Origin of the sequence: Pseudomonas sp. BJP69, from assembly GCF_007633355.1 — a bacterium.
Classification (GTDB): domain Bacteria; phylum Pseudomonadota; class Gammaproteobacteria; order Pseudomonadales; family Pseudomonadaceae; genus Aquipseudomonas; species Aquipseudomonas juntendi.
Genome location: NZ_CP041933.1, coordinates 1,362,632 through 1,389,232, shown reverse-complemented (window position 1 = coordinate 1,389,232; position 26,601 = coordinate 1,362,632). Strand labels below are relative to the sequence as shown.

Genomic DNA, 26,601 nt, shown 5'->3' with positions numbered 1-26,601 from the left:
GCAGGTGGATTCAGGGGGCAGAGCCGTCAGAAGCTCACGCCGCTTGCGTTACGACGTAGATCGGCCTCTACCATCATGCGGCAAAGGTCTTCCAGGGTGGTATGGGGCTCCCAGCCCAGTACGGTCTTGGCCTTTTCAGGGTTCCCAAGCAGCAGGTCGACTTCGGTAGGGCGGTAGAACTTTGGGTTCACGGCCACAATGGTACGACCTGTAGCAGCGTCGATCCCCTTTTCGTTTTCGTCCTTGCCCTGCCAGACAACATCGATATCCACTGCCTTGCAGGCCAAACTTACAAAGTCGCGTACCGACTCCGTACGATTGGTGGCCAACACGAAGGTGTCGGGCTCGTCAGCCTGCAGCATGCGCCACATGCCTTCGACGTATTCCTTGGCGTAGCCCCAGTCACGCTTGGCGTCGAGGTTGCCCAGTTCCACCCGGTCGAGCTTGCCTAGCTTGATCCTGGCAACGCTGTCGGTGATTTTGCGGGTCACGAACTCACGGCCACGCAATGGCGACTCGTGGTTGAACAGGATGCCGCTCGCACCAAAAATGTCATACGACTCGCGGTAATTGATGGTCATCCAATGGGCATAGAGCTTGGCAACACCATAGGGGCTGCGCGGATAGAAGGGCGTACTTTCAATCTGGGGCGTTTGCTGCACCTTACCGAACATCTCAGAGGTCGAAGCCTGGTAGAAACGCGCCTTGGGATTGACGATGCGAATGGCTTCCAGCAGGTTGACCGCACCCAGGCCAGTGATTTCAGCCGTGGTCACCGGCTGGTCGAACGACACGCCGACGAAGCTCTGCGCAGCAAGGTTGTAGACCTCTGTTGCCTGGGTGGTCTGCAGCAAGCGGATACTCGCCGACAGATCGGTCAGGTCGTACTCCACCAGGTGCAGATTGGGGTGCTGCTCGACGCCCAGCTCGGCGAGACGCCAGAAATTGACTGAACTGGTACGACGATAGGTCCCGTAGACGGTATAGCCTTTAGCAAGCAGCAGCTCGGCCAGGTACGCACCATCCTGGCCTGTGATGCCGGTGACGATCGCGATCATGAATCCTCCAGAAAATCTCCATCAAGGCCGTTTTGTAAAGGCACTCAAGGGGTTAATAGGCCTGCGTCGGAGCATGATACTGGCTCAGCCTCGTCAACACGAGGCTGGTGAGTGTACCCGAGATAGAACCTCGGGCATTGATACAGTCAGGCACTTCCCATATAGCCGCTCGGCGGCTAGCAGAACTTTCTTACAACTAGATCAGAACATTCCAAATTTTAGCTGTCTATGCTCTCGCTATATTCATGCGCGGCCGACCAGTTCCACCACTGGTGGCGCAGGGCAAGGCCACTAGCCCAGGCAAATTACCGTACCACACGGGCGATCAGGTATACTTTTTGACTCGCGCCTATATCATGGCTAAGTCGTACGGGCATGGACTTATGCAGAGTTCATCGGCTCTGTCAGAACCTCAAGGTAGAAATCTCTCGTGAAGATCTTAGTAACAGGTGGTGCCGGCTTCATTGGCTCGGCAGTCGTGCGACACATCATCTCCAGCACCGCAGACTCGGTAGTCAATGTCGATAAACTGACCTATGCAGGCAACCTCGAGTCGCTGCAGTCGGTTGACCACAGCAAGCGCTACGCATTCGAGCGTGTCGACATCTGTGACCGGGCCGAACTCGACCGCGTATTCCGCGAGCATCAACCGGATGCTGTGATGCACTTGGCAGCAGAATCACACGTCGACCGCTCCATCAGCGGCCCTTCCGAATTCATTCAAACCAACATTATCGGTACCTACAACCTGCTGGAAGCGGCGCGTGGCTACTGGGCGGCGCTGGACGACACTCGCAAGTCCGCGTTCCGCTTTCACCACATTTCCACCGATGAAGTGTATGGCGACCTCGAAGGCCCGGATGATCTGTTCACCGAGACCACGCCGTACCAGCCAAGCTCGCCCTACTCAGCCAGCAAGGCCAGCTCTGACCATTTGGTGCGTGCCTGGGCACGTACGTACGGCCTACCAACTCTGGTCACCAATTGCTCGAACAACTATGGCCCGTTCCACTTCCCGGAGAAATTGATCCCGCTGGTTATCCTCAATGCCCTGGAAGGCAAACCGCTGCCAATCTACGGCAAAGGTGACCAGATTCGCGATTGGTTGTACGTTGAAGACCACGCTCGTGCTTTGTATAAGGTTGTTACCGAGGGTAAGGTCGGCGAAACGTACAACATCGGTGGCCACAACGAAAAACAGAACATCGAAGTGGTCCGCACCGTCTGTGCGCTGCTGGATGAGCTGCGCCCAGACTCAGCCTTCCGCCCGCATGTCGACCTACTGACGTATGTCAAAGACCGCCCTGGCCATGACCTGCGCTACGCAATCGATGCCAGCAAAATCCAACGCGAACTCGGTTGGGTGCCGGAAGAAACCTTCGAATCGGGTATCCGCAAGACTGTGCAATGGTACCTAGACAACCCGGAGTGGGTGGCGCACGTTAAAAGCGGCAGCTACCAGCAGTGGATCGACTCCAACTACACAACGCGCACGGGTCAGGCATGAAGATTCTGCTGCTGGGCAAAAACGGTCAGGTCGGCTGGGAGCTGCAAAGGTCGCTGAGCGTCCTAGGCGAAGTGGTGGCTCTTGATCGCCATCCGGCACAAACCGCCTACGGTGAGCTGGCCGGTGACTTGTCGAATCTTGCCGGGCTGCGCCAGGCCATTATCAAGGTTGCACCGCAGGTCATCGTCAACGCTGCCGCTTATACCGCTGTCGACAAGGCTGAGACTGAGCGCGAGCTGGCCCACAGGGTAAACACACTGGCCAGTCAGGTGATGGCCGAAGAGGCGAAGCGTCTTGATGCCTGGCTGGTGCACTACTCCACCGACTACGTTTTCGACGGCAGCGGCACTGCGCCATGGCAAGAAACCGATCCGGTCGCACCGGTAAACTACTACGGCGCTACCAAACTCGAAGGCGAGCAACTGATCACGGCGTCGGGCTGCAAGCACCTGATCTTCCGCACCAGCTGGGTATACGCCGCGCGTGGCAACAACTTTGCCAAGACCATGTTGCGCCTGGGCAAAGACCGGCAAACGCTAAATGTGATAGCCGACCAGGTGGGTGTACCGACTGGTGCTGACTTGTTGGCCGACGTTGCCGTGGCAGCGCTGCAGCAAGCCATGCATAAGCCAGAATTGGGGGGTATCTACCATCTGGCGCCAGCCGGCGAAACAACCTGGCATGCCTACGCCAGCTATGTGATCGAATTTGCCCGCAAGCACGGTGAAGTCTTGGCCGTGGAGGCGGTCAGCCCGATTACGACAGCCCAATACCCTACACCTGCGAGCCGGCCATTGAACTCGCGCCTGGCCACTGTAAAACTTCGCGATGCATTTTCACTGCACCTGCCAGATTGGCAATTGGGTGTAACACGTATGCTTATGGAAGCTCTGAACAAATGAACACAACCAATCGTAAAGGGATCATTCTGGCTGGTGGTTCCGGGACGCGCCTGCATCCATTGACCTTGGGCGTCTCCAAGCAGATGCTGCCCATCTACGACAAGCCAATGATCTTCTACCCACTGTCAGTGCTGATGCTGGCGGGCATGCGGGAAATTCTGATCATTTCCACTCCAGAAGACCTGCCAGCATTCCGCAAGTTGCTGGGCGACGGCAGTCAGTACGGCGTACAACTGAGCTATGCAGAGCAACCAAGCCCGGACGGCTTGGCACAAGCGTTCATTATTGGCGAAACGTTCATTGGCAATGATCCTTGCTGCTTGATCTTGGGCGACAATATTTTTTACGGCCAGCACTTCTCCGATAACCTGCGCGCGGCGGCTGAGCAAACCGAAGGTGCTACGGTGTTCGGTTACCATGTTGCCGACCCAGAGCGCTTCGGTGTGGTTGAGTTCGATGCCAACGGCCGAGCACTCAGCATCGAAGAGAAGCCTGCCAACCCCAAGTCCAGCTACGCCGTCACCGGTCTGTACTTCTACGACAACAACGTCGTCAAGATCGCAAAGGGCATCAAGCCTTCTGAGCGCGGCGAGCTGGAAATCACCGATGTGAACAGTGCTTATCTCAACCAAAAAAACCTCAGTGTCGAAATCCTTGGCCGTGGTTTCGCATGGTTGGACACCGGCACCCACCAGTCGCTGATGGAAGCCAGCCACTTCATTCAAACCATCGAAGAACGCCAAGGCTGGAAAGTGGCATGCCTGGAAGAAATTGCCTACAGCAATGGCTGGATCAGCAAAGAGCAGGTGGCCGAGCAGGCGGAGAAGCTCAAGAAGACCGGTTACGGCAAATACCTATTAGCCCTTCTGGAGCCAGGTCGCCACTGAGTATGGCCACAGGGATCAACACCGTTGGCACGCAGCCAAAAATTGCGGTTCTACTGGCCGCCTATAACGGTCGCGAGTGGATAGAGGCGCAACTGGCCTCTATCCTGGCCCAGGTTGCGGTCAACATCGATATTTTTATCAGCGTTGACCCTTCAAGCGACGGCACTGAAACCTGGTGCGCCGAATTTGCCCAAACCCATGCCAATATCGTGCTTTTGCCCCCCTCAGGCCGTTTTGGTGGCGCCGCACGCAACTTCTTTCGCCTTATCAAAGACGTAGACTATTCAGCCTATGACTTTGTGGCATTTGCCGATCAGGACGATGTGTGGTACGCGGAAAAGCTCGAACAGGCCATTGCCACACTGCACAGTAGCAAGGCTGATGGGTATTCGAGCAACGTCGTAGCGTTTTGGGCGGATGGCCGACGGTTGCAAGTGAAAAAAGCTCAACCTCAAGTGCGCTGGGACTACTTGTTCGAAGCTGCTGGCCCCGGCTGCACCTATGTGCTCCGACGCAAGCTGGCATTGGCGTTCAAAGCACAGCTGCTAAGTTGCTGGGACGACGCGCAGCATATCGACCTGCACGACTGGTTTTGCTACGCCTTCGCACGCAGCCGTGGCTATGGCTGGGTTATCGACTCGCGCCCAGGGCTTGACTATCGCCAGCACGCGCGTAACCAAGTCGGGGTCAATAATGGGGTAGCGTCAGCCATTGCGCGCTGGCGGAAAATCACCAGCGGCTGGTGGTTTGGGCAGGTGCTGCTGACTGCTCGGCTTTTACAGATAGACAGCCCATTCTTCGACCTGCGGGGAACAAGAGGCAAGGTTAAATCGTGGACCAAACTGGCGTTCAGCGCTGCCAGTTGCCGCCGGCGAACGCGAGACCGAGTAGTATTTTTTGCGATCTGCCTGTTAATGGGCGCCCTCGGGCGGCAGCCCGATCAGTACAGGTGATACGGGCGTCCGCTGCTGCGACGCCCAACCGCAAGCCAAGGTGAAGGACTGCCTGCAGCCCTTCACCTTGGCTTTCTACACTACGCCACGTCCGCAGTAATGGTCATCCAACATCACTTCGCCCAGCAACTTCAGCTCATCGGTGGAGTGTTTCGAGAAAAACTCATCTGCAATCGCACGGCTGGCTTCAAGCGATGGAGCAAAGCTGGCTAGCAACTGGGTACGCACCCCCACCGCGTCCCTCGCAAACTGCAGCACGCCGTTGCGTAGGTCGTTCCTGAATGCATCACCATCACGCTCCTGAACCGATAGCTCACGATAGTGAGCCTTCACGTTCACACCATCCGCAGAGGTGTACTTCACCACCTGCCCATCACTAGAGCTCAACAGTTTCTCAAGTTCAAAGCTACGCAGGTACATGATTGGTGCCGCCAGGCTGTGTTCCACGTTGTGCATCAGGCAACCACGCACAATCACGTCGTGCTGTTCGGCCACGGGGATCGACCGCTCGTCGGTGGCGAGGTAGTAGCCATTGAGTTGATGCCCGGTAAGCTTGCACAGGTAGTTCTGGATAGTGGCGCCATAGCCTACGTCCACCACCGCATTTCGCTGGTCACCCATCAGCTCCATCGCCCTCAAATATACGGCCAGTGCCTCACGCTCTTCATCAGCCTGCTTGAAAATGGTCTCGGCCAGTTTGATCAACACCGGCTCCAACACGGCAAGGTTACCGTTACGCACTTCAACCTGAGTATCCCTGCCAACATTCAACTCGGTTTGCAGCTCGCGCCAAGTCGAATCGCTGAGAGTCAAGCCGAATCGCTCCAGCAAATAGTTACTCGCAGTATTGAGGTAGTAGTCGCCTTTGCCGAGGGCCAGTACATCATCCAGGCTGGCTAACAGCGGCACGCTGCAGGTGCGGCGCGAAACTACCAAGTATTTAGAAGGTGGGGCATCACTCACATCCTTGGCCCACACGTCGTAAACGGCCTTCATGAGCTGACCTTCACGGGCCAGGAAGTACAGCTGTTCAACGCCATCGCGCCGTGCATTGTCGATCAGCCAATGCGCCATACCGGTTAGCATCGGCCCGACCAGGCTGTAGCCAATATTGTACGGAGTAGCGTGGAACAACGAACCCGGGTTCAGGTTGGGGTAAACCACCGCCGAGAAGTTCTTCTTGAACAGCAGACCCAGCGTCAACTCAGCGTTCAGATCGTGAGCGAACTCATACTTTTCGACGATACTACGCAGGCGCGGCGTTCCCCTGGCCAGCTCAGTAGGGCGCAGGATGTGCAAGCCGACACAGCCTTTGTCGCAGGGTATCTGCAAGTCTGACCGCTCATTGTCTCCTACCATGATGAATTCGGACGGTTGCACCCCGTAATCTTGCAAAACATGGTCATACAGTTGCCCGGTATCCTTACGCAACCCTACTTCGTTGGACAGGTAGAATGCTGTCCAACCATGCACGCCATTGGCATTCAGAGCCGCAATAATCAGTGACTTGGGCAGGAACATGTCGGAGATTAGGGCAACCGGCTTACCCGTAGCTTTCGCCGCCTCGAACAATTCAAGACCGCCGCTGCGCACGGACAACGTTTGATACTCGGTGTGCTCTTCAAGCTCGCGAATAGTTTGTACTTCCTGATCGGCAAGCTTGGTCAGCTGTTGGAATGCCCGATAGATGTCATCTAGATCTACATCCTTGCCCTTTTGCTTACGCGCCTCTCCTTCTGCCAACACCCTGTAATCGCTGAACAGTGTGGATAGGTGCGCAGGTAAATTGGCCGCGACGATGCGCTTGGTGGTCTCGGCGTCAATCAGAGGACGAATCAGCAAGGTATCGAAAATGTCAAAACCGATGCACTTGATCGCAGGGTTAGAGAACTGCCCAACCATCCACTCGTGCGGACGACCAACTGACTGGTCCAGGCGCCAGGACGACCAAGTAGGATTTTGGGTGTCCTGCAGAATGCCAGGTTGCAAGCCTTGTTTGCGGGCACTAAGCGCGAGCAACCGCTCAAGGCAGTGAGCAAATGTGCCGTCTGTTTGACCCGCCTCTTCATTGAAATCGTTGATGGTGATGCCGGCGCTGAATAGCGGACGCAGTGCATCGCCTCGTGCCCAGAACATCGACCCAGCGGGAAAATCGAAGTACCCCTGCGGCACCGGTGCGATCCCCAGACGCGCACACCAGGCCGTCCCCATGCCTTTGTTGGCCAGCCAGGTATTGGCTTGGGACGGCACCGACTTGAAATTCTGCGGGTAGACGATACCTTTGCCACCCGTCATCAGGGTGAAGATCCTGCGAATAGTGGCGGTGCTTCCCAATAGGTTACCGGCCAAGTACTGGCGCCAGCCCTCGGTTGCGCCGGCGTTGTACAACGACTTCTTGCTATGCAGGTGGGCAATATAGTCATAGCCTCGAAGCGCTTCACCAAAGGTGACGAACATAGGGGCGATGTCCCGGCCCCGGTTGTCCACTACTTGAAAAACCTGCGCTTTACAGTTGGGTAACTGCTCGAATGCCGCGCGGCAGGCCCGCTCACCCTCAGCATCCTTGACCGACACATAAAGGTCGTAGGCAAAGGGCATGTGTTTCAGGTAGCCGGCGAACTCAGGGGCTAAGTCGTCGTAGTACATGTGCAGGTGAATGGCGATGGTGCCTTCCACATGATCTGCCTGCAGCACGCCATCGAGGGTGATCAGCGTGTTATCCACCGCTTCGATAAGCGGCTGACTACCGTTTTTCCACATCTCGTAATGCGGGCTGCCACGGAACACGAATGCCAGATTGCGATAGCCCCAATCCAGTACGGTGTTACGGTACTTCGGCGGAATGGCCCAATACAGGGGTTTGACCTGCTCCAGCACGCGAGCACGCAGGCCGCCGGCAACCAACGGCCGCTGCCCGCGTACTGCCCGCGAAAGCAGGCGCATTGGCGCGGTCACCTTCCAACTGCTGGAACCATGAATGCCCTGCACAATGCTGGCAAATTCATCGGCAGACCGGCTGGCTTGTTCGTTGCGCAACGCCAACTGCAGCTTGAGACTTTCGATTTCTTCCCATGCTTGGGATGTTTCCATGCGCGCATTTGCCACCTCATCGCGAAGCGTAGCCAGCAGTTGTTGGTCGACTTTAGCCGACGCCATCGACGCCTCCAAGACACGCTGAGCTTCAGCTGCGGCGCTGTGGGCTTCTGCCAGTTCTGCTTCCAGCTTAGCTTTTACTTCATTGGGCGCAGCCAACTGAGCGTGCAACTGCTGGTGTGTCTGCTGCGCGTCCGCAAGCAGCGCTTGCAAATGTTGGCGGCTCCCTTGCAGCGCTGCATTTTCTTCGCGCAGCTGATTAAGCAACTCTGCATCGGCCGAACGTGCCTGGACGTTGAGCAATTCTGTAGCACCAGACAGTCGGACGTTGGTTAGCTCGGCCTGCCCACTGAACATCAGGTTGTGGGTCTGAGGCACCATAGCAGCGGTCTTGGCGAAAACGCCGACAAAATCGTGGCGGTTGCCTCCCAACCCGCTCGCCTCCCTTGGTCCGATGAACGACTCCAGCAGAGCCGGCGAATAGCCGCTGCGTTGCGCCCAGGTTACCAATGTGTGGCCTGCATCGGGGTTAAACCGCCAGCTATCATCTGGCTGGCGCTGCAGATCGCCGTCGTTCGGCGCACAGACACATAATAGCCCCGAAGGCTTGAGGATGCGCAGAAGCTCATTGAACACAAGCCAGAACATATCCGAGTGCCCGAAAAGCGAGTGGCATACCACTGCATCTAGGCTCTCGTTTTCGAAGGGCAAACTGTAGAGGTCTTCCAAGACGATATCGACCCAGTCACCAGCGGCAAGGTCGACTCCGAAGACGTCGTAACTTTGTGAGCAAAGATCCTTGGCCGAGCCACGCAGATGACGCGCTCCCATGACAACGACCTTGGCGTCGACAGGCAGATTGTTGCTGTAGGTCTCAAAAAAGAGCCGAGCATAGTTATGTGCAGGGAGATGCATTTATAGACCTGTATCGGTGTCAATACTTAACTGAATGTCCAACATCGGAATGCCAATCAATCCTGATGCTGATGGGTCCTGGCTGGAATGGAAGATGACAGCGTCGTGAATCCAATGATGGGAGGTATGATCGTGCTGCGTCCCGTCGGCGACGGCCACTTGTATCGAGTAGTCACCACCAGCAAGCCACGGCATGGGGAACGTAAACTCGGCTCGGATTTCCTGACCTGGAGCAGCAACCGGCGGTAGCCGGTCCGAAATGCTGAGCGTGTTACTGCCAAAGAGGAACTGGCCAAGTCTGTCTTTAATATAGAAACCCAGCACAGGGCTACGCAACTCAGTGTAGGCAATGGCGCGAATTGACAAAGTCACAACTTCACCACCCTTCAGCGCTCTTATATCGCTACCGTCTTCGGCCGTGACATTCACGTATTTGATCTCCGCCCCCAGCGGATCGGTCTGGGCCGACGCCTGGAGATTCGGCTGAAACAAGCTTAAAGGCCCGGCTGATTCATACGGCTGCCCGCCAGCCCACAGTTCACGAAGCTTCTTAGCCGTGGGTGAGGCGAGAGTTTGATCCTGCAGCAGCTTGTCTTGAGTCGCGCCCAGAATAAAGTTCAAGTAATGCTCTGATGTTTCCTTGGCTTCGCCAAGCTCTTTGGTTTCGCCTTCCGCCAACCACAAAGCCTTATCGCAAAGAGCCGTTACCGAAGTACTGTCGTGGCTCACGAACAGTAAGGTCTTCTCTTGCTTGAATTTGCGCAGAAAACGCATGCATTTCTGGGTAAAGATCGCATCGCCAACCGCCAGCGCCTCGTCAATGATTAGGATGTCAGCATCCACATGAGCAATGGTGGCAAATGCCAGACGTACGAACATACCGCTGGAATAGGTCTTGACCGGCTGATCGATAAAATCTCTAATTTCAGAGAAGTTCACGATGTCGTCAAAACGCTCGTTCGTCTGCTCTTTGGTTAAGCCATAGAAAGCGGCACTGAGGTAGACGTTTTCTCGACCTGTAAACTCCGGATTGAAGCCCGCCCCCAGCTCCAGCAATGCTGCCACCCGGCCGAAAGTTTGCACTTGGCCATGGGTTGGGCTCAACGTACCGCAAATCAGTTGCAGCAAGGTCGATTTGCCCGAGCCGTTGCGGCCGATAATGCCCAGCGTCTCACCCTTATTCAGGGTAAAGGAGACATTTTTCAGCGCCCAGAACTCTCGGCTGTAGGCTTTTTGCTGCATGCCAAGCGCCCGCCGCACGCGCGGCATAATCGACTGTTTGAGCCGATCCTGGGGCTTGCCATAGATGTTGAAACACTTCGATACACCGTTAACGACGATCGCTGCGTCAGTGTTACCAGGCACGTTAGAGGACATCAGCGAATCCCTTTCTCGTTCGTTGGAACCAGGCATAGCCGACCCATACGGTAATCAGTGACATCAGCGAATAACGGGCCAGCCCCATCCAGTCCGGCAGGTGGCCCCAGATCAAAACTTCGCGGACCTGTTCAATGATAAACGTCAGCGGATTGGCTTCCATGAGCGGGCGCATTTCGACCGGCAGCGAACTAACCGGGAAAAATACCGGCGACATGAACAGCATGATCATGGTGATGATGCCGATGGTTTGGCCCACATCACGCAAGTAAACGCCCAGCGAAGCCAATACCCAGGCCAGCCCCTGCACGAACATGATGTACGGCAGTACAATCAAAGGGACCAGCAACATGGTTGCATGGAACTGGCCGTTGACGAAGACGATGGCGCACACCAGTACCAGCAAGCTGATGGCACTGTGGAAAAGTGCGGTGCACATCGAAATGACCGGCAGGATTTCAAGCGGAAATACAACTTTCTTGACGTAATTCACGTTAGCTAGGATCAGCGTGGGGGCTCTATTGAGTACTTCCGCGAACAACCCATGCACGATCATACCGGCGAACAACAGGACGGCGAAGTCGCCCTTGCTTTCATCTGCTGAAGTGGTCCAGCGCGCCTTGAACACCACGGAAAACACAAAAGTGTAAACTGCTAGCATAAATAACGGGGTCAAGAACGACCACAAAAGCCCCATAACAGAGCCTTTGTAACGCCCTACCACCTCTCTGCCTGCCATTTGCAGGATCAACCTGCGATACTGCCAGAGATTGCTGACCAGCGCCCGCGGGGATATGGGCGCCTCTGAATGCGGGTTCATTCTTTTACCTCAGTGCATTGATCGGACCGTCGGCGCATCGGGCGCCCACGCAAACCAAGCCTGCTCCCGCTTGCACGAGATGCCTGGGCTTGAAAATGAGACGAGCGTCAGGCGAAGGCGTCGGCATCCGCAAAAGCACTGGCCTTCTGGTCTTTGGCTGAAAGCGAGGGCTCACCATCGAACGGCCATTCAATGCCTACAGTCGGGTCGTTCCACGCCAAGCTTCGATCAAACTGCGGCGCGTAGAAGTCGGTAGTCTTATAGAGGAATTCGGCAGTTTCGGAGAGCACCACAAAGCCATGGGCAAAACCTTCTGGCACCCACAGTTGATGCTTGTTTTCAGCGCTCAGATGAACACCCACCCACTTGCCGAAGGTTGGGGAGCTTTTACGCATGTCGACGGCGACGTCGAAGACTTCGCCTTTGACAACGCGCACCAGTTTGCCCTGGGGTTGCTGGATCTGGTAGTGCATCCCTCTGAGCACCCCTTTCACCGAACGAGAGTGGTTGTCCTGAACGAAGGTCACCGAGCGCCCCACCACTTCATCAAACACCCGCTGGTTGAAGCTCTCGAGGAAGAAGCCCCGATTATCGCCAAATACCTGCGGTTCAAAAAGGATGACTTCCGGGATGGCTTGTTTTGTTGCTTTCATTTGATAAATATCTCCGAAAAACTGATTGCGGCGGAACATGCCTTCCGGTTGCCAGCTCGGGCTGGCTTTCTGGGGCGGATGCAGCGTCCTGCCAGCAGTGATCTGCTCAGATCCGAGCGAGAAACGCAGCGATCATAAGGGTGATGTTACCTACAAAAGTCTGGCGGTAAACACCCGACCGGCGTATAGCACACAGACCGGCGCCTAAACCCAGGCGACGCCCCTTCTCAAAATCGGCCAAAATAGAGCGATTCTCCTGAGTCAGCAGGGGGCTCATGGTTTCGAGTATTTGCAGATTGGCATCATTCCATCTCACGAACCGGCCTGAGAGCATCCTGCGCAACCTGTTCAGCCGGTCCTTCACGGTGTTATTGGCACCAATCAAATTGTCGCCATGCTGGCGGTATTCAAGGCTTGCTTGCGCGTCGTACAGCACGACACCACCGCAACCGGTAACCAATAAATATGCCAACCAATCATGCGCCACTATCGTCGCGCTGTCCGGCAACTGCACTAAAAGTTCGCGGGCTCGCTGGTTGATCATCATTGTGTTGGCACCAGCCAGACTCTGCACCAGAGCATTTTTGAAAGATGGCGGCTTAGTAAAGAGCGGTGAAAAACCTGCCGCGTTGCGCGCGCTGTCCACCAGTTGAGTGCGGGAGCAATACAACGCAGGCTTATCAGCCGTGACTGTGACCAAGTGCGACAGACTTCGTTCCAGCTTGTCAAAATACCATATGTCGTCCTGATCGCTGAAAGCGTAGTAATCCGCCTGCACCTGAGGGCGCTGGAGCAGCGAAATGAAGTTCTTGGCGAAGCCTTGGCACGGCCCGTCGAAGACCGTCAACCGATCAACGCCCCAGCGCTGTTGGTACTCGGCCAGCACATGTCGGGTGTCGTCACTGGAGGCATCGTCTGACACATACAATTTCCAGTTACTCATCGTCTGCGCCGCGAACGAATCGAGTTGTTCCCTCAGAAACGAAGCGCCATTGTAGGTGCACATGAGTATTGCGACTTCAGCAGCCTCTTTTGGCGTGCCTGGAGAGGATTGATAGCTCATAGCCATTCCTTGATCCCTCCTACTTTCTCGATCAAACTGAATTTCATCAGGTTATACACGTGCCTACACACCACATTTCCTACGTGCCATGGCTCTGCTCAGCGGTGCTGAGTGAGCACTACGCGTGGCCGAAGAGCCACAGAGCTCAGCCGTCGCAGCGGCCGTAGTTGTCTTCAAAGCGAACAATATCGTCTTCGCCCAGGTATTCGCCGCTTTGGACCTCGATGAGCACAAGGTCGATAACCCCCGGGTTGCGCAATCGGTGCTTGTTGCCCGCACGAATGAACGTGGACTCGTTAGTATTAAGCAAAAGCTCCTGCTCGTTATTGACGACCACTGCCATGCCACTCACCACTATCCAGTGCTCACTGCGATGGTGATGCATCTGCAGCGAAAGCGAGGCTTTGGGTTTGACAATGATGCGCTTGATCTTGAAACGCTCACCGTCTTCAAGTGTGGTGTAGGTGCCCCAAGGTCGATGGACGGTCCGGTGCAGCAAGTGCGCCGAATGGCCATCGGTTTTCAACTGCTTGACGATGTGCTTGACATCCTGGGCATGATTTTTATGAGCAATGAGTAATGCATCGAGTGTATCGACCACCAGCAGATCCTCAACACCGACAAGGGCTGCGAGGCGATTTTCGGTCGAGACGAAATTGTTATGCGCGCCGTACGCCAATACCTCACCTTCGAAGCGATTACCTTGGTCATCGGGTGGTGTGAGCTCACTGACCGCGTTCCATGAACCGATATCACTCCACCCAAGGTCACAGGGAACAGTGGCCACTTTGGTCGAACGCTCCATCAATGCATAGTCGATGGAAATATCAGGCACGTTGCCGAAATGCTCGGGATCCAACGTCATGCATCTGTACCCAGTGGCAGTAGCGCACCGGGAGCTCTGAAACGTTTGCTCGACAGCGTTCAGTACATCTGGAGCATGTTGCCGGAGCTCTTCAATCACGGTGCCGACCTGAAAACAGAAAATACCGGCATTCCAAAAGTAGTTACCAGCTGCGATGTAGCGCTGTGCAGCCTCTAAATCAGGCTTTTCAACGAACCGCTTGACCTTTAGGCCATCGCCAAGGGCGCCTCCTTCATCTGCTTCGATGTATCCAAACCCAGATTCGGCGTAGCGAGGTTTGATACCAAAAGTGACCAACCAGCCCTCCGACGCAAGCTGAGTAGCTGTTGCTACCGCCTCGAAAAATGCTGCTTCCTTCCTGACCAAGTGATCAGCGGCCAACACCAGCATCATTGCCTGGGGGCCATGCACCTGCTGTAACTGCATAGCGGCTGCAGCGACCGCTGCCGCAGTATTGCGGCCAAAAGGCTCAAGAATGAAGCCAAGTGGCAGTCCGGCTTTGTTAACAGCAAGGTATTCGTCTTCAGTTTTGAACAGCAGCTCACGATTGGTGACCGTCAAAATTTCAACCACAGCATCCAGCTGCGCAGCCCGAAGAAATGTTTTTTGAATCAAATTCTGCCCGTCGGGCAACGCCATGAATGGCTTGGGATGAGCCTCGCGGGAAACTGGCCATAAACGGCTGCCGACGCCACCGGACAGGATTACGGGAATCAATTGCATAGTCAAATCCTTGAGCGGTTACTGGAGTGACAACCTACAGCATCGTCGAAACGTCTGCTCTGGTCGCCCCCAACGACAACCGTGAGTACTGCTAAGCCCATCTATTCCTGCGCCATCCTTCTGATAGAAAACAAGAAGAAGCTCACAGAGTATCAGAGATTGCTCTTTTGATCTGTCTGAAACCCGGCGCAACCTAGGTGCTACGCCCTTTCGGATGCAGTTCTTCATGACGTTGCAAGCGGTGATGTCAGCCATTATGAGGCGACTATGACCTCAGAACCTTGAGGCAGTTGCACCTGACTGAGATGAATCGCTTGCCTTAATGCCAATTTCGCGCCCTGAGCGCCATGCACCAACACAATCCGTCTTGGTACGGTTGACATCCCTTTCACAAAGCTGAGTAAGCCCAGCTGGTCCGCATGCCCTGAATAGCCTGCTAACGTAATTACCTTTGCATGAAGCTCATACTCCCCCCCATCAAGCTCAACCTGCAAATCCCCCTGCGCACCCGCACTCGCCTGGATCACCGCACCCGGCGTCCCCTTTACCTGATACCCCACAAACATCACCTCATGCCGCTGATCCCCCAGCATGGCCTTGAGGTAATTGACAATCCGCCCGCCCGAACACATGCCATTGCCTGCAATGACGATGGCCGGTCGACCGGTGCTGCTGAGGTAATTGACTACCTGCTGGTGCTTGGCATGGGTGTCCACTGTGATCAACTGGTTGAAGCCAAGCGGATCACGCCCTTGCGCGAGCCGCGCCCTCGCCTCTTCGTTCCAGAACTCATGCAGGTCGCGGTAGGCACCGGTAATACGCTGGGCCAAGGGTGAGTCGAGGATGATGGGCAACTGCGACCAGTTGACGGGATCTTCGTCACCCGGTTCGCCGCGGGCTCCGGTCAATGCCTTGCGGTGCAGAATATCCTCTATTTCGTACAGCAGCTCTTGCGTACGCCCCAGGCTGAAGGCCGGAATCAGAATGGTGCCTTTGTCGGCCAAGGCGCGATCGATTGCCGCCTCCAGCTGCTGCTGCCGACCGCCCTTGACCGGGTGCAGGCGGTCACCGTAGGTACTCTCCAGCACCAGCACATCTGCCCGCTCTGGGGGCCGAAGCGGGCGCAGCAATGGGTTGGCACCATTGCCCAGGTCGCCTGAAAACACGTAACGGGTGTTGATACTTCCATGCAACAGGTCGCACTCGACATATGCCGACCCAAGCAGGTGCCCTGCACGCTGCAAGCGGATGCGACACTGCAAACCCGGCTCCATCACCACTTCATGCCACTGCTCGAAGGGCAAAGGCACAATCAGGCTTGTGACCCGTTCAAGGTACCGCGCCACCTGAGCAGACTCGCGGTTGATGCCCACCCTGTAGGCGTCCTCCAGTACCAGCGGCAATAGCCGCGCCGATGGCTCGCTGCAGATTATGGGGCCGCGGTAACCTGCAGCCAGCAGCGCAGGTATGCGCCCGACATGGTCCAGGTGTACGTGGGTGACGATTAGCGCGCGAATGCCCTGAATATCGAAGCTGAGCGGCGCGAATTCTGCACCAGGCGGCGCATCGGTGCCCTGTTCCAACCCACAGTCGACCAGCAAACTGCTACACGAGGCCAAGTGCAACTGGTGGCAGGACCCAGTCACACCCCGGGTCCCACCGTGATGGAAAAGGCAGGGAAACTCCATGCTACGCACACTCAACTTGGCCATAAATGAAGTGGGCTATTACTTCATGGCGGCCAGCCTGTGCATAGGCGGACTATTCCCAGGAAAGCGTAGGAAATTTCCTTAGTTACCGCTCAATGCCGCTTGCCGGGCAGAGGCCTTGATCTTGCGCTTGCTGCGTTGAACGCCGTACGCGCCCAGTAGCGGGCCTATAGCCAGGCCGATGACAAGCGCTGCCAGCACCAAGACAGCCACGGGCATTTCCGGCGCAGCCCAGCCGAACAGCACCAGCGCAACGGCCTGCTGGTTCTCCAGCACGAAGAACAACACCACCGCCGCCAACAGCAGCACGAAAATAGCCGCCAGGGCGCGCTTCAGGTTACGCATCAGATTGCTCCTTGAGTGCTCAGGCTTCGGCCTCGTCTTCTTCGTTGACCCGGTCGCGCAACTCTTTGCCGGGCTTGAAGTGCGGTACGAACTTGCCTTCGAGGCTAACGGACTGGCCTGTCTTGGGGTTACGCCCTACGCGTGGGGCGCGATAGTGCAGTGAGAAGCTGCCAAAACCGCGGATCTCGATGCGGTCGCCGGTAGCCAGGCATTGTGACATCTGTTCAAGCATGGTCTTGATGGCCAACTCCACGTCCTTGGACGAGAGCAGCCCTTGATGGGTGACAATACGTTCGATCAGCTCCGACTTCGTCATATTTTTCCCTTCGTTATCAAGCAGCTAGATCATTGCTTAAGCAGGTTGTAGCACGCTGGGAAGGATTTGAACAGGGTGCATCTTGACTTAATAAAAAATTTCAAGATTGAAGTTTTACCGGAATGGTCTAGGGAGGCCGCGCCGCCCGCGCGGCGCATCGCGAGCTGCGCTCGCTCCTACGTTTTTTTCGGGCCAATTATGCCTGGGGGATTTGCGCGCGAACCCTTTGGCGCATGCCTCAATATCGCGTCGTATGAACCAGGCGGTCGCGCGCGCCTCTCACAGGCCTCACTGGCCCGAAACAAACGTAGGAGCGAGCGCAGCTCGCGATGCGCCGCGCGGGCGGCGCTCGATTTGCGCACCACCACATCCCCCAAGCCAAGCACCCCGGGGCTACCCCGATATCTCATGCCATGCGCCGTGCCGGTGAAGGTACGGCGATGGAGCAGCATTGCCCGCGAGGCCGCGCCGCCCGCGCGGCGCATCGCGAGCTGCGCTCGCTCCTACGTTTGTTTCGGGCCAATTATGCCTGGGGGATTTGCGCGCGAACCCTTTGGCGCATGCCTCAATATCGCGTCGTATGAACCAGGCGGTCGCGCGCGCCTCTCACAGGCCTCACTGGCCCGAAACAAACGTAGGAGCGAGCGCAGCTCGCGATGCGCCGCGCGGGCGGCGCTCGATTTGCGCACCACCACAAACCCCACGCCAAGCACCCCGGGGCTCCCCCGATACCTCATGCCATGCGCCGTGCCGGTGAAGGTACGCCGATGGAGCAGCATTGCCCGCGAGGCCGCGCCGCCCGCGCGGCGCATCGCGAGCTGCGCTCGCTCCTACGTTTGTTTCGGGCCAATTATGCCTGGGGGATTTGCGCGCGAACCCTTTGGCGCATGCCTCAATATCGCGTCGTATGAACCAGGCGGTCGCGCGCGCCTCTCACAGGCCTCACTGGCCCGAAACAAACGTAGGAGCGAGCGCAGCTCGCGATGCGCCGCGCGGGCGGCGCTCGATTTGCGCACCACCACAAACCCCACGCCAAGCACCCCGGGGCTACCCCGGTATCTCATGCCATGCGCCGTGCCGGTGAAGGTACGGCGATGGAGCAGCATTGCCCGCGAGGCCGCGCCGCCCGCGCGGCGCATCGCGAGCTGCGCTCGCTCCTACGTTTGTTTCGGGCCAATTATGCCTGGGGGATTTGCGCGCGAACCCTTTGGCGCATGCCTCAATATCGCGTCGTATGAACCAGGCGGTCGCGCGCGCCTCTCACAGGCCTCACTGGCCCGAAACAAACGTAGGAGCGAGCGCAGCTCGCGATGCGCCGCGCGGGCGGCGCTCGATTTGCGCACCACCACATCACCCAAGCCAAGCACCCCGGGGCTCCCCCGATACCTCATGCCATGCGCCGTGCCGGTGAAGGTACGGCGATGGAGCGGCGTTGCCCGCGAGGCCGCGCCGCCCGCGCGGCGCATCGCGAGCTGCGCTCGCTCCTACGTTTTTTTCGGGCCAGTTATGCCTGGGCCAGGTGCGCGCGAACGCTTTGGCCCTTGTTTACATACTGCAAATCACTGGCGGGTCGATCCCTGCACAGGCTGACTATGCTGACCGAGCAATTACCTGCTCAAGGATGAACGCAATGCCGAACCCTCATGGCTATAGGCTTCGCCGCGCACGATGCTCGGTGCCAGGCAGGCTTTATATGCTGACTACGGTCACTCATCGACGTAAGCCTTTGTTTCACGACCTCCGCTTCGCACGGTTGGTCATCCAAAACCTTCGTTACGCGGAAGAACAACACCACTGCCGATCGCTGACCTGGGTCGTAATGCCAGACCATGTGCATTGGCTGATTGAGCTGAAAGAAGTGACGCTTGGAACATTGATGCAGCGCTTCAAATGCCAGTCCAGCAATGCGCTTCAAAAGGCCGGGGCAAAGGGGAAGCCGGTGTGGCAGGCAGGTTATTACGACCGAGCCTTGCGCCGGGACGAGGATGTTTTCAAGGTCGCGAGATACATCGTTGCCAATCCGGTAAGGGCCGGACTGGTGACATCGGTTGGCGCATATCCTCATTGGGATGCAGCATGGCTTTAAGGCATCACGATGGAGACGTATCGCACGCCGCCCGCGCCTCGCGACAGTTATGCCTGTGCGGATTGTGCACGAACGCTCCAGGGCATCGCGGGGCATACTAAGAACACAAAAAAAAGGGCGACCCGAGGGTCGCCCTTTTTACCGATCAAACAGAACTCAGTTCTGCTTGGCCATTGCTTCGCGCAGCAACGCAGCCATGGTGGTGTCGGCAGCAGCTTCCGGAGCGTTTTTCAGGCTCTGGATAGCTTCACGCTCTTCAGCGTCGTCTTTCGACTTGATCGACAGGCTGATCACGCGGGACTTGCGGTCAACGCTGATGATCTTGGCTTCGATCTCTTCGCCTTCCTTCAGAACGTTGCGCGCGTCTTCAACGCGGTCACGGCTGATTTCGGAAGCTTTCAGAGTGGCTTCGATGTCGTCGGCCAGGGTGACGATGGCGCCTTTGGCGTCAACTTCTTTCACGATGCCCTTGACGATAGCGCCCTTGTCGTTGACAGCAACGAAGTTGGAGAACGGATCGTCTTCCAGCTGCTTGATGCCCAGGGAGATGCGCTCGCGCTCTGGGTCAACCGACAGGATGACGGTTTCCAGCTCGTCGCCCTTCTTGAAACGACGTACGGCTTCTTCGCCGGTTTCGTTCCAGGAGATGTCGGACAGGTGAACCAGGCCGTCGATGCCGCCGTCCAGACCGATGAAGATACCGAAGTCGGTGATCGACTTGATGGTACCGGTGATCTTGTCACCCTTGTTGAACTGGCCGGAGAAGTCTTCCCATGGGTTGGACTTGCACTGCTTGATGCCCAGGGAGATACGACGACGCTCTTCGTCGATGTCCAGAACCATGACTTCCACTTCGTCGCCAACCTGAACGACTTTCGACGGGTGGATGTTCTTGTTGGTCCAGTCCATTTCGGAAACGTGTACCAGACCTTCAACGCCTTCTTCCAGCTCAGCGAAGCAGCCGTAGTCGGTCAGGTTGGTTACGCGAGCCTGTACGCGAGTACCTTCTGGGTAACGGGCAGTGATAGCTACCCACGGATCTTCACCCATTTGCTTCAGACCCAGCGAAACGCGGTTGCGCTCACGGTCGAACTTCAGAACGCGTACGTCGACTTCGTCGCCAACGTTAACGATTTCCGATGGGTGCTTGATGCGCTTCCAAGCCATGTCGGTGATGTGCAGCAGGCCGTCGATACCGCCCAGGTCCACGAATGCGCCGTAGTCGGTGAGGTTCTTGACGATACCTTTGACTTGCTGGCCTTCCTGCAGGGTTTCCAGCAGGGCTTCGCGCTCGGCGGAGTTCTCGGCTTCCAGCACGCTGCGACGGGAAACGACAACGTTGTTGCGCTTCTGGTCCAGCTTGATGACCTTGAATTCCAGCTCTTTGCCTTCCAGGTGGGTGGTGTCGCGCACTGGGCGGACATCAACCAGGGAGCCCGGCAGGAACGCACGGATGCCGTTAACGTCGACAGTGAAGCCGCCCTTAACCTTACCGTTGATAACGCCCTTGACCACTTCTTCGGCGGCGAAAGCTGCTTCCAGAACAATCCAGCACTCGGCGCGCTTGGCTTTTTCACGGGACAGTTTGGTTTCGCCAAAGCCGTCTTCGACCGCGTCCAGCGCAACGTGGACTTCGTCACCGACCTTGATGGTCAGTTCGCCAGCTTCGTTGTAGAACTGCTCGAGCGGGATGACACCCTCGGACTTCAGGCCAGCGTGTACGGTAACCCAGTCGCCGTCGATGTCGACAACGATACCGGTGATGATGGCACCCGGCTGAAGATTGAGGGTTTTCAGGCTTTCTTCAAAGAGTTCTGCAAAGCTTTCGCTCATTTTAATTCCTGTAGATTCGGGCGAAACAAACGCCCCTCGCCACATTCCAGACAATGTGGGTCTGTTTTAAGTAAAGGAACGCCGGCAAGACGTTGACTGGTGAACCTGCCTGCTTTCCTGGTGATCAGAGAAGGTCGCGCTGGGCGATCTCGCTCCTGATACGTTGCAACACCTGCTCGATGGACAACTCGGTGGAATCCAGCTGAATGGCGTCTGCCGCTGGTTTCAGCGGGGCCACTGCACGCTGAGTGTCGCGTTCATCACGCGCCCTAATCTCATCCAGCAGACTCGACAGACTAACATCTTCACCCTTGCCCTTCAACTGCAGGTAGCGGCGGCGCGCCCGTTCCTCGGCACTGGCGGTCAGAAACACCTTCAGCGGCGCGTCGGGGAATACCACCGTGCCCATGTCGCGGCCGTCGGCAATCAGCCCGGGCATTTCCCGGAAGGCGCGCTGGCGCTGCAGCAGCGCCTCACGCACGGCAGGCAGCGACGCCACCATCGAGGCACCGGCACCGACGGTTTCGGTGCGGATGACCTGGCTGACGTCCTCACCTTCGAGAATGGTCTGCTGCAGCTTACCGGGCTCGGCGGCGATGAACTGCACATCCAGATGGGCGGCCAGCTTGGTCAGCAGCTCTTCGTTGGTCAGGTCGACACCGTGGTTGCTGGCATTGAACGCCAGCAGCCGGTACAGCGCGCCCGAGTCCAGCAGGCGCCAGCCCAGTTCGCGCGCCAGTAAGCCGGCCACCGTACCTTTGCCAGAGCCACTCGGCCCGTCGATGGTGATGATGGGGGCCAGCGTGTTCACGACTTGCCCTCTTCGGCCACGCGGATGCCCACTTCGGCGCACAGCGCCAGGAAGTTGGGGAACGACGTGGCAACGTTGGCGCAGTCATGAATGCGGATCGGCGCACTGGCGCGCAGCGAGGCCACGCTGAAGGCCATGGCAATGCGGTGGTCACCGTGGCCATGCACTTCGCCGCCGCCCAGCTGGCCGCCGTCGATGATGATGCCGTCCGGGGTCGGCTCGCACTTGATGCCCAGGGTCAGCAGGCCGTCGGCCATCACCTGGATACGGTCGGACTCCTTCACCCGCAGCTCTTCGGCACCGCGCAGCACGGTACGGCCTTCGGCGCAGGCAGCGGCAACGAACAGCACGGGGAACTCGTCGATAGCCAGCGGCACCAGCTCTTCAGGGATATCGATACCCTTCAGCTTGGCCCCACGCACACGCAGGTCGGCCACCGGCTCGCCGCCGACTTCACGCTGGTTCTCCAGGGTGATGTCGCCACCCATCAGGCGCAGGATGTCGATGACACCGGTACGGGTCGGGTTGATGCCGACGTGCTCCAGCACCAGCTCGGAGCCTTCGGCGATGGACGCCGCCACCAGAAAGAAGGCTGCCGAGGAGATGTCGGCCGGCACTTCGATGCGGGTAGCGGTCAGCTTGCCCCCAGACTGCAACGAGGCCACCGGGCCATTGCTTTCTACCGCGTAGCCGAAACCGCGCAGCATGCGCTCGGTGTGGTCGCGGGTCGGTGCCGGCTCGGTGACGGTGGTTTTGCCTTCGGCGTACAGGCCGGCCAGCAGCAGGCAGGATTTGACCTGCGCGCTGGCCATCGGCAGCGTGTAGGTCAGCCCCTTGAGCCGGTGGCCGCCGCGAATGGTCAGCGGCGGGCGGCCTTCCGGGCCGGTCTCGACCACGGCACCCATTTCGCGCAGCGGGTTGGCCACACGGTTCATCGGGCGCTTGGACAACGAGGCATCACCGGTCATGGTCACGTCGAACGGCTGGCCGGCCAGCAAGCCGGACAGCAAACGCATCGAGGTCCCCGAGTTGCCTACGTACAGCGGGCCGGGCGGCGGCTTCAGGCCGTGCAGGCCAACACCATGAATGGTCACGCGGCCGTGGTTGGGGCCTTCGATGACCACACCCATGTCACGGAATGCCTGCAGGGTCGCCAGGGCGTCTTCACCTTCGAGGAAGCCTTCGACCTCGGTGGTGCCCTCGGCCAGCGAGCCAAGCATGATCGAGCGGTGAGAAATCGACTTGTCGCCCGGTACACGAATCCGCCCGTTCAGGCGGCCACCCGGTTGGGCCAGGAAAATCAGATCGTTGGCGTTCATAGCGTCCACATAGGCCCGACGGGCCAGGATTTTACTGAAATGCTCGCGGGCAACGCGTGCGCGGGTGAATACACCCAGCAACTGGTGCCCGTCCCCTTCAGCGATAGCGTCGCGCAAGGCGTCGAGATCACTGCGATATGTATCAAGTGTGCGCAGGACAGCATCGCGGTTGGCGAGGAAGATGTCATGCCACATGGTCGGGTCGCTGCCGGCGATCCTGGTGAAATCGCGGAACCCCCCGGCAGCGTACCGGAAGATCTCGAGGTTTTCATTGCGTTTGGCCAGTGAATCGACCAGGCCAAAGGCCAACAGGTGCGGCAAGTGGCTGGTGGCGGCCAGCACTTCGTCGTGGCGCTCGACCGTCATGTGCTCGACATCGGCCTCCAGCGCGCGCCACAGGCGGTCGACCAGGGCCAGTGCGGCCGGGTCGGTTTCGGCCAGCGGCGTGAGAATGACCTTGTGCCGGCGGAACAGGGTGGCGTTGGAGGCCTCTACCCCGCTCTGCTCGGAACCGGCAATGGGGTGGCCAGGCACGAAGCGCGGCAGGCGCTGGCCGCTCTCGTTCACAAAAACGGAACGCGCCTCACGAACAACATTGCCCTTGGCGCTGCCGACGTCGGTGATGATGGCGTTGCCCAGGTCTAGCCGGGCCAGGCGCGCCAGAACTTTCTCCATGGCCAGGATGGGCACGGCCAGCTGGATGACATCGGCGCCCACGCAGGCGGTGGCGAGGTCTTCTTCGCAGCGGTCGACCACGCCCAAGGCTACGGCCTGCTTGCGCGAGGGGGCATCCAGGTCGACTCCGACCACTTCGCGGCACAGGCCGCTTTCACGCAGGCCCTTGGCGAACGAACCACCGATCAGGCCGAGGCCAACTACGACCAGGCGGTTGATGATGGGCGCGGGTTTGGTTTTTGCTGCATTTACCACTGGTGTGAACCCTGTTCAGAAATCGGGACAGCCTGTAAGAACGCTGGGGCTGCGTTGCAGCCCATCGCAGGCAAGCCAGCTCCCACACCCATCGCAGGCACGCCAGCTCCCACAGGGGCAGTGGAAACCTGGGGGCTTGCGCTGTACCGGTGGGAGCTGGCTTGCCTGCGATGGGGCGCAAAGCGCCCCCAGCGGCCCTGAATCAAAGCACTGCCTTCGGATACGAGCCCAGCACCTTCAGCGCCACAGCCTCCTGGCTGATCTGTTCGAGCACCGCCTTGATCAGTGGGTCGCGGTGGTGACCAACGAAGTCGATGAAGAACACGTAGGTCCACTTGCCGCTGCGCGACGGGCGGGTTTCGATGCGGGTCAGGTCGATGCCGTTCTGGTGGAACGGCACCAGCAGCTCATGCAGCGCGCCCGGCTTGTTGCTCATCGAAACAATGATCGAGGTCTTGTCGTCGCCGGTAGGCGGCACTTCCTGCTGGCCGATCATCAAAAAGCGCGTGGAGTTGTCCGGGCGGTCTTCGATCTTCTCGGCCAGGCGGGTCAAGCCATACAGGTTGGCAGCCATGTCACCGGCGATCGCCGCCGAGTTCCACTCGCCCTTCACGCGCTTGGCGGCCTCGGCATTGCTCGATACCGCCACCCGCTCCACATTCGGGTAGTGCGCGTCCAGCCACTTGCGGCACTGGGCCAGGGACTGGGCATGGGAATAGATGCGGGTGATGCTGTTGGTCTTGGTGCTCTCGCCCACCAGCAGGTGGTGGTGGATACGCAGCTCGACTTCGCCGCAAATCACCATGTCGTGTTCGAGGAAGCTGTCCAGGGTGTGGCTGACCGCGCCTTCGGTGGAGTTTTCCACCGGCACCACGCCAAAATTGACCGCACCGGCCGCGACTTCACGGAACACCTCGTCGATGGCCGCCATCGGGCGGCTGATCACCGCGTGGCCGAAGTGCTTCATGGCCGCCGCCTGGGTGAAGGTGCCTTCAGGGCCCAGATAGGCGATTTTCAGCGGCTCTTCCAGGGCCAGGCACGACGACATGATTTCGCGGAACAGCCGCGCCATTTCTTCGTTGCCCAGCGGCCCTTTATTACGCTCCATCACCCGTTTGAGCACTGCTGCTTCGCGCTCGGGGCGGTAGAACACCGGCTTCTCGCCTTCTTTGAGCGAAGCGGTCTTGACCCGCGCAACCTCTTCGGCACACCGGGCGCGCTCGCTGATCAGCTCGAGGATTTTCTCGTCGAGGCTGTCGATGCGAACGCGCAGGGCTTTGAGTTCCTGTTCCGACATCAGCCGTGCTCCTTCTCGAATTCAGCCATGTAGGCCACCAGCGCTTCCACGGCGTCCAAGCCCAGGGCGTTGTAGATAGAGGCGCGCATCCCGCCCACCGAGCGGTGGCCCTTGAGGTTGAGCAGGCCGCGGGCATCGGCACCGGCGAGGAAGGCCTTGTCCAGGCGTTCATCGGCCAGGCGGAACGGCACGTTCATCCACGAGCGGGCATTGACGCTGATCGGGTTGGTGTAGAACTCGCTGCTGTCGATGAAGCCGTACAGGCGGTCTTTCTTGGCCCGGTTGCGCTGCTCCATGGCCTCGACACCGCCCTGCTCCTTGAGCCACTCGAACACCAGGCCCGAGAGGTACCAGGAGTAAGTGGCCGGGGTGTTGTACATCGAGCCGTTGTCGGCCGACACCTTGTAGTCGAGCATGGTCGGGCAGCTGCTGCGGGCGTGGCCCAGCAGGTCTTCACGCACGATCACCACCACCAGGCCGCTGGGGCCGATGTTTTTCTGCGCGCCGGCGTAAATCAGGCCGAACTGCGACACGTCGATCGGGCGCGAGAGGATGTCGGAGGACATGTCGACCACCAGCGGAACGTCACCGGTCTGCGGCACCCAGTCGAACTGCAGGCCACCGATGGTTTCGTTGGACGCATAGTGCACGTAGGCAGCGTTGCTGGTCAGTTTCCAGTCGTTCTGGCCCGGAATGGCCAGGTAATCGTAGGCCTTGGCGCTGGCGGCGACGTTGACGTTGCCGAAGCGGCGCGCTTCCTCGATGGCCTTTTTCGACCAGATGCCGGTCTCGATGTAGTCGGCAGTGCCGTTTTCCGGCAGCAGGTTCAGCGGGATCTCAGCGAACTGCTGGCTGGCACCGCCCTGCAGGAACAGTACCTTGTAGTTGGAGGGGATAGACAGCAGGTCACGCAGGTCCTGCTCGGCCTTTTCGGCGATGGCCACGTAATCGTCGCTGCGATGGCTCATTTCCATCACCGACAAGCCCTTGCCATGCCAGTCCAGCATTTCAGCCTGGGCGCGCTGCAGAACAGCGGTAGGAAGCGCGGCAGGGCCTGCGCAGAAGTTAAAGGCTCGGTTGCTCACATCCACTCTCGCTCTGCCAAATGGTACAAATTCATTTCTTGCAGGCCGCACGCG

20 protein-coding genes are annotated in these 26,601 nt (G+C 58.3%); 5 read left to right on the top strand and 15 right to left on the bottom strand.

Annotation, left to right across the window (positions count from 1 at the left end):
* Positions 1-26: 26 nt before the first annotated feature.
* Positions 27-1,058: a GDP-mannose 4,6-dehydratase gene (gmd, locus tag FPB55_RS06470; protein WP_144187793.1), complete on the bottom strand. Its 1,032-nt coding sequence runs from the start codon at positions 1,056-1,058 to the stop codon at positions 27-29.
* 430 nt (positions 1,059-1,488) lie between these two features.
* Between gmd and rfbB the strand changes: the two genes are divergently transcribed.
* The 4 genes from rfbB to FPB55_RS06450 are packed head-to-tail and all read left to right on the top strand — an operon-like array spanning position 1,489 to position 5,307.
* Complete coding sequence (gene rfbB / locus FPB55_RS06465) at positions 1,489-2,565, top strand: dTDP-glucose 4,6-dehydratase (protein WP_144187791.1); 1,077 nt, start codon at positions 1,489-1,491, stop codon at positions 2,563-2,565.
* Positions 2,562-3,467, top strand: coding sequence for a dTDP-4-dehydrorhamnose reductase (gene rfbD / locus FPB55_RS06460; protein WP_144187789.1), 906 nt, complete (start codon positions 2,562-2,564; stop codon positions 3,465-3,467). Before rfbB ends, rfbD begins: the two co-directional genes overlap by 4 nt.
* Positions 3,464-4,354: a glucose-1-phosphate thymidylyltransferase RfbA gene (gene rfbA, locus FPB55_RS06455; RefSeq protein WP_144187787.1), complete on the top strand. Its 891-nt coding sequence runs from the start codon at positions 3,464-3,466 to the stop codon at positions 4,352-4,354. Before rfbD ends, rfbA begins: the two co-directional genes overlap by 4 nt.
* A 2-nt stretch (positions 4,355-4,356) precedes the next feature.
* Positions 4,357-5,307, top strand: coding sequence for a glycosyltransferase (locus FPB55_RS06450; RefSeq protein WP_144187785.1), 951 nt, complete (start codon positions 4,357-4,359; stop codon positions 5,305-5,307).
* Between the two features lie 75 nt (positions 5,308-5,382).
* Here FPB55_RS06450 and FPB55_RS06445 read toward each other — a convergent pair whose 3' ends face one another.
* From FPB55_RS06445 to ihfB, 9 genes are all read right to left on the bottom strand, one after another.
* Positions 5,383-9,315, bottom strand: a complete 3,933-nt coding sequence (locus FPB55_RS06445; RefSeq protein ID WP_144187783.1) for a rhamnan synthesis F family protein — start codon at positions 9,313-9,315, stop codon at positions 5,383-5,385.
* Positions 9,316-10,692 (bottom strand): ABC transporter ATP-binding protein, encoded by a 1,377-nt coding sequence (locus tag FPB55_RS06440; protein ID WP_144187781.1) that lies wholly within the window; start codon positions 10,690-10,692, stop codon positions 9,316-9,318.
* Positions 10,682-11,512 carry an ABC transporter permease gene (locus tag FPB55_RS06435; RefSeq protein WP_144187779.1) on the bottom strand — a complete coding sequence of 277 codons (831 nt, stop codon included), beginning with the start codon at positions 11,510-11,512 and terminating at the stop codon, positions 10,682-10,684. Before FPB55_RS06435 ends, FPB55_RS06440 begins: the two co-directional genes overlap by 11 nt.
* 107 nt (positions 11,513-11,619) lie before the next feature.
* Positions 11,620-12,165, bottom strand: coding sequence for a dTDP-4-dehydrorhamnose 3,5-epimerase (rfbC, locus tag FPB55_RS06430; RefSeq protein WP_144189597.1), 546 nt, complete (start codon positions 12,163-12,165; stop codon positions 11,620-11,622).
* A 106-nt stretch (positions 12,166-12,271) separates the two neighbouring features.
* Entirely contained in the window at positions 12,272-13,228 is a 957-nt protein-coding gene (locus tag FPB55_RS06425) for a glycosyltransferase family 2 protein (protein WP_238706621.1), read from the bottom strand.
* A gap of 145 nt (positions 13,229-13,373) precedes the next feature.
* A complete protein-coding gene (locus tag FPB55_RS06420; RefSeq protein WP_144187777.1) occupies positions 13,374-14,816 on the bottom strand; it encodes a mannose-1-phosphate guanylyltransferase/mannose-6-phosphate isomerase in 1,443 nt (480 codons plus the stop codon).
* A 254-nt stretch (positions 14,817-15,070) separates the two neighbouring features.
* On the bottom strand, positions 15,071-16,504 hold the full coding sequence (locus FPB55_RS06415; protein ID WP_144187775.1) for an MBL fold metallo-hydrolase: 1,434 nt from the start codon (positions 16,502-16,504) through the stop codon (positions 15,071-15,073).
* A 102-nt stretch (positions 16,505-16,606) separates the two neighbouring features.
* The gene (locus FPB55_RS06410) at positions 16,607-16,870 is read right to left on the bottom strand and encodes a lipopolysaccharide assembly protein LapA domain-containing protein (protein WP_054890063.1); all 264 of its coding nucleotides are present in this window, start codon (positions 16,868-16,870) and stop codon (positions 16,607-16,609) included.
* 19 nt (positions 16,871-16,889) lie between these two features.
* Entirely contained in the window at positions 16,890-17,186 is a 297-nt protein-coding gene (gene ihfB / locus FPB55_RS06405; protein WP_003252675.1) for an integration host factor subunit beta, read from the bottom strand.
* Positions 17,187-18,816: 1,630 nt separating this feature from the next.
* On the opposite strand from ihfB, the gene FPB55_RS06400 reads away from it, so the two are divergent.
* Positions 18,817-19,272, top strand: coding sequence for a transposase (locus tag FPB55_RS06400; protein WP_144187773.1), 456 nt, complete (start codon positions 18,817-18,819; stop codon positions 19,270-19,272).
* A 156-nt stretch (positions 19,273-19,428) separates the two neighbouring features.
* On the opposite strand, the gene rpsA is transcribed toward FPB55_RS06400, so the two are convergent.
* From rpsA to serC, 5 genes are all read right to left on the bottom strand, one after another.
* Complete coding sequence (rpsA, locus tag FPB55_RS06395) at positions 19,429-21,105, bottom strand: 30S ribosomal protein S1 (protein ID WP_003252673.1); 1,677 nt, start codon at positions 21,103-21,105, stop codon at positions 19,429-19,431.
* A gap of 124 nt (positions 21,106-21,229) precedes the next feature.
* Positions 21,230-21,916 carry a (d)CMP kinase gene (gene cmk / locus FPB55_RS06390; RefSeq protein ID WP_009685997.1) on the bottom strand — a complete coding sequence of 229 codons (687 nt, stop codon included), beginning with the start codon at positions 21,914-21,916 and terminating at the stop codon, positions 21,230-21,232.
* On the bottom strand, positions 21,913-24,132 hold the full coding sequence (locus FPB55_RS06385) for a bifunctional prephenate dehydrogenase/3-phosphoshikimate 1-carboxyvinyltransferase (RefSeq protein WP_033744585.1): 2,220 nt from the start codon (positions 24,130-24,132) through the stop codon (positions 21,913-21,915). Before FPB55_RS06385 ends, cmk begins: the two co-directional genes overlap by 4 nt.
* Before the next feature lie 235 nt (positions 24,133-24,367).
* Positions 24,368-25,462: a prephenate dehydratase gene (pheA, locus tag FPB55_RS06380; RefSeq protein WP_009686000.1), complete on the bottom strand. Its 1,095-nt coding sequence runs from the start codon at positions 25,460-25,462 to the stop codon at positions 24,368-24,370.
* Positions 25,462-26,547: a 3-phosphoserine/phosphohydroxythreonine transaminase gene (gene serC, locus FPB55_RS06375; protein ID WP_009686001.1), complete on the bottom strand. Its 1,086-nt coding sequence runs from the start codon at positions 26,545-26,547 to the stop codon at positions 25,462-25,464. Before serC ends, pheA begins: the two co-directional genes overlap by 1 nt.
* Positions 26,548-26,601: the final 54 nt, after the last annotated feature.

Excerpts from the sequence above, each read along its gene's own strand:
- FPB55_RS06435 (WP_144187779.1), bottom strand. The coding sequence starts at position 11,512 with ATGAACCCGCATTCAGAGGCGCCCATATCCCCGCGGGCGCTGGTCAGC.
- FPB55_RS06410 (WP_054890063.1), bottom strand. The coding sequence starts at position 16,870 with ATGCGTAACCTGAAGCGCGCCCTGGCGGCTATTTTCGTGCTGCTGTTG.
- rfbA (WP_144187787.1), top strand. The coding sequence starts at position 3,464 with ATGAACACAACCAATCGTAAAGGGATCATTCTGGCTGGTGGTTCCGGG.
- ihfB (WP_003252675.1), bottom strand. The coding sequence starts at position 17,186 with ATGACGAAGTCGGAGCTGATCGAACGTATTGTCACCCATCAAGGGCTG.
- FPB55_RS06445 (WP_144187783.1), bottom strand. The coding sequence starts at position 9,315 with ATGCATCTCCCTGCACATAACTATGCTCGGCTCTTTTTTGAGACCTAC.
- pheA (WP_009686000.1), bottom strand. The coding sequence starts at position 25,462 with ATGTCGGAACAGGAACTCAAAGCCCTGCGCGTTCGCATCGACAGCCTC.
- FPB55_RS06450 (WP_144187785.1), top strand. The coding sequence starts at position 4,357 with ATGGCCACAGGGATCAACACCGTTGGCACGCAGCCAAAAATTGCGGTT.
- FPB55_RS06440 (WP_144187781.1), bottom strand. The coding sequence starts at position 10,692 with ATGTCCTCTAACGTGCCTGGTAACACTGACGCAGCGATCGTCGTTAAC.
- rfbC (WP_144189597.1), bottom strand. The coding sequence starts at position 12,165 with ATGAAAGCAACAAAACAAGCCATCCCGGAAGTCATCCTTTTTGAACCG.
- FPB55_RS06420 (WP_144187777.1), bottom strand. The coding sequence starts at position 14,816 with ATGCAATTGATTCCCGTAATCCTGTCCGGTGGCGTCGGCAGCCGTTTA.
- rpsA (WP_003252673.1), bottom strand. The coding sequence starts at position 21,105 with ATGAGCGAAAGCTTTGCAGAACTCTTTGAAGAAAGCCTGAAAACCCTC.
- FPB55_RS06400 (WP_144187773.1), top strand. The coding sequence starts at position 18,817 with ATGCCGAACCCTCATGGCTATAGGCTTCGCCGCGCACGATGCTCGGTG.
- rfbD (WP_144187789.1), top strand. The coding sequence starts at position 2,562 with ATGAAGATTCTGCTGCTGGGCAAAAACGGTCAGGTCGGCTGGGAGCTG.
- FPB55_RS06425 (WP_238706621.1), bottom strand. The coding sequence starts at position 13,228 with ATGAGCTATCAATCCTCTCCAGGCACGCCAAAAGAGGCTGCTGAAGTC.
- gmd (WP_144187793.1), bottom strand. The coding sequence starts at position 1,058 with ATGATCGCGATCGTCACCGGCATCACAGGCCAGGATGGTGCGTACCTG.
- FPB55_RS06415 (WP_144187775.1), bottom strand. The coding sequence starts at position 16,504 with ATGGAGTTTCCCTGCCTTTTCCATCACGGTGGGACCCGGGGTGTGACT.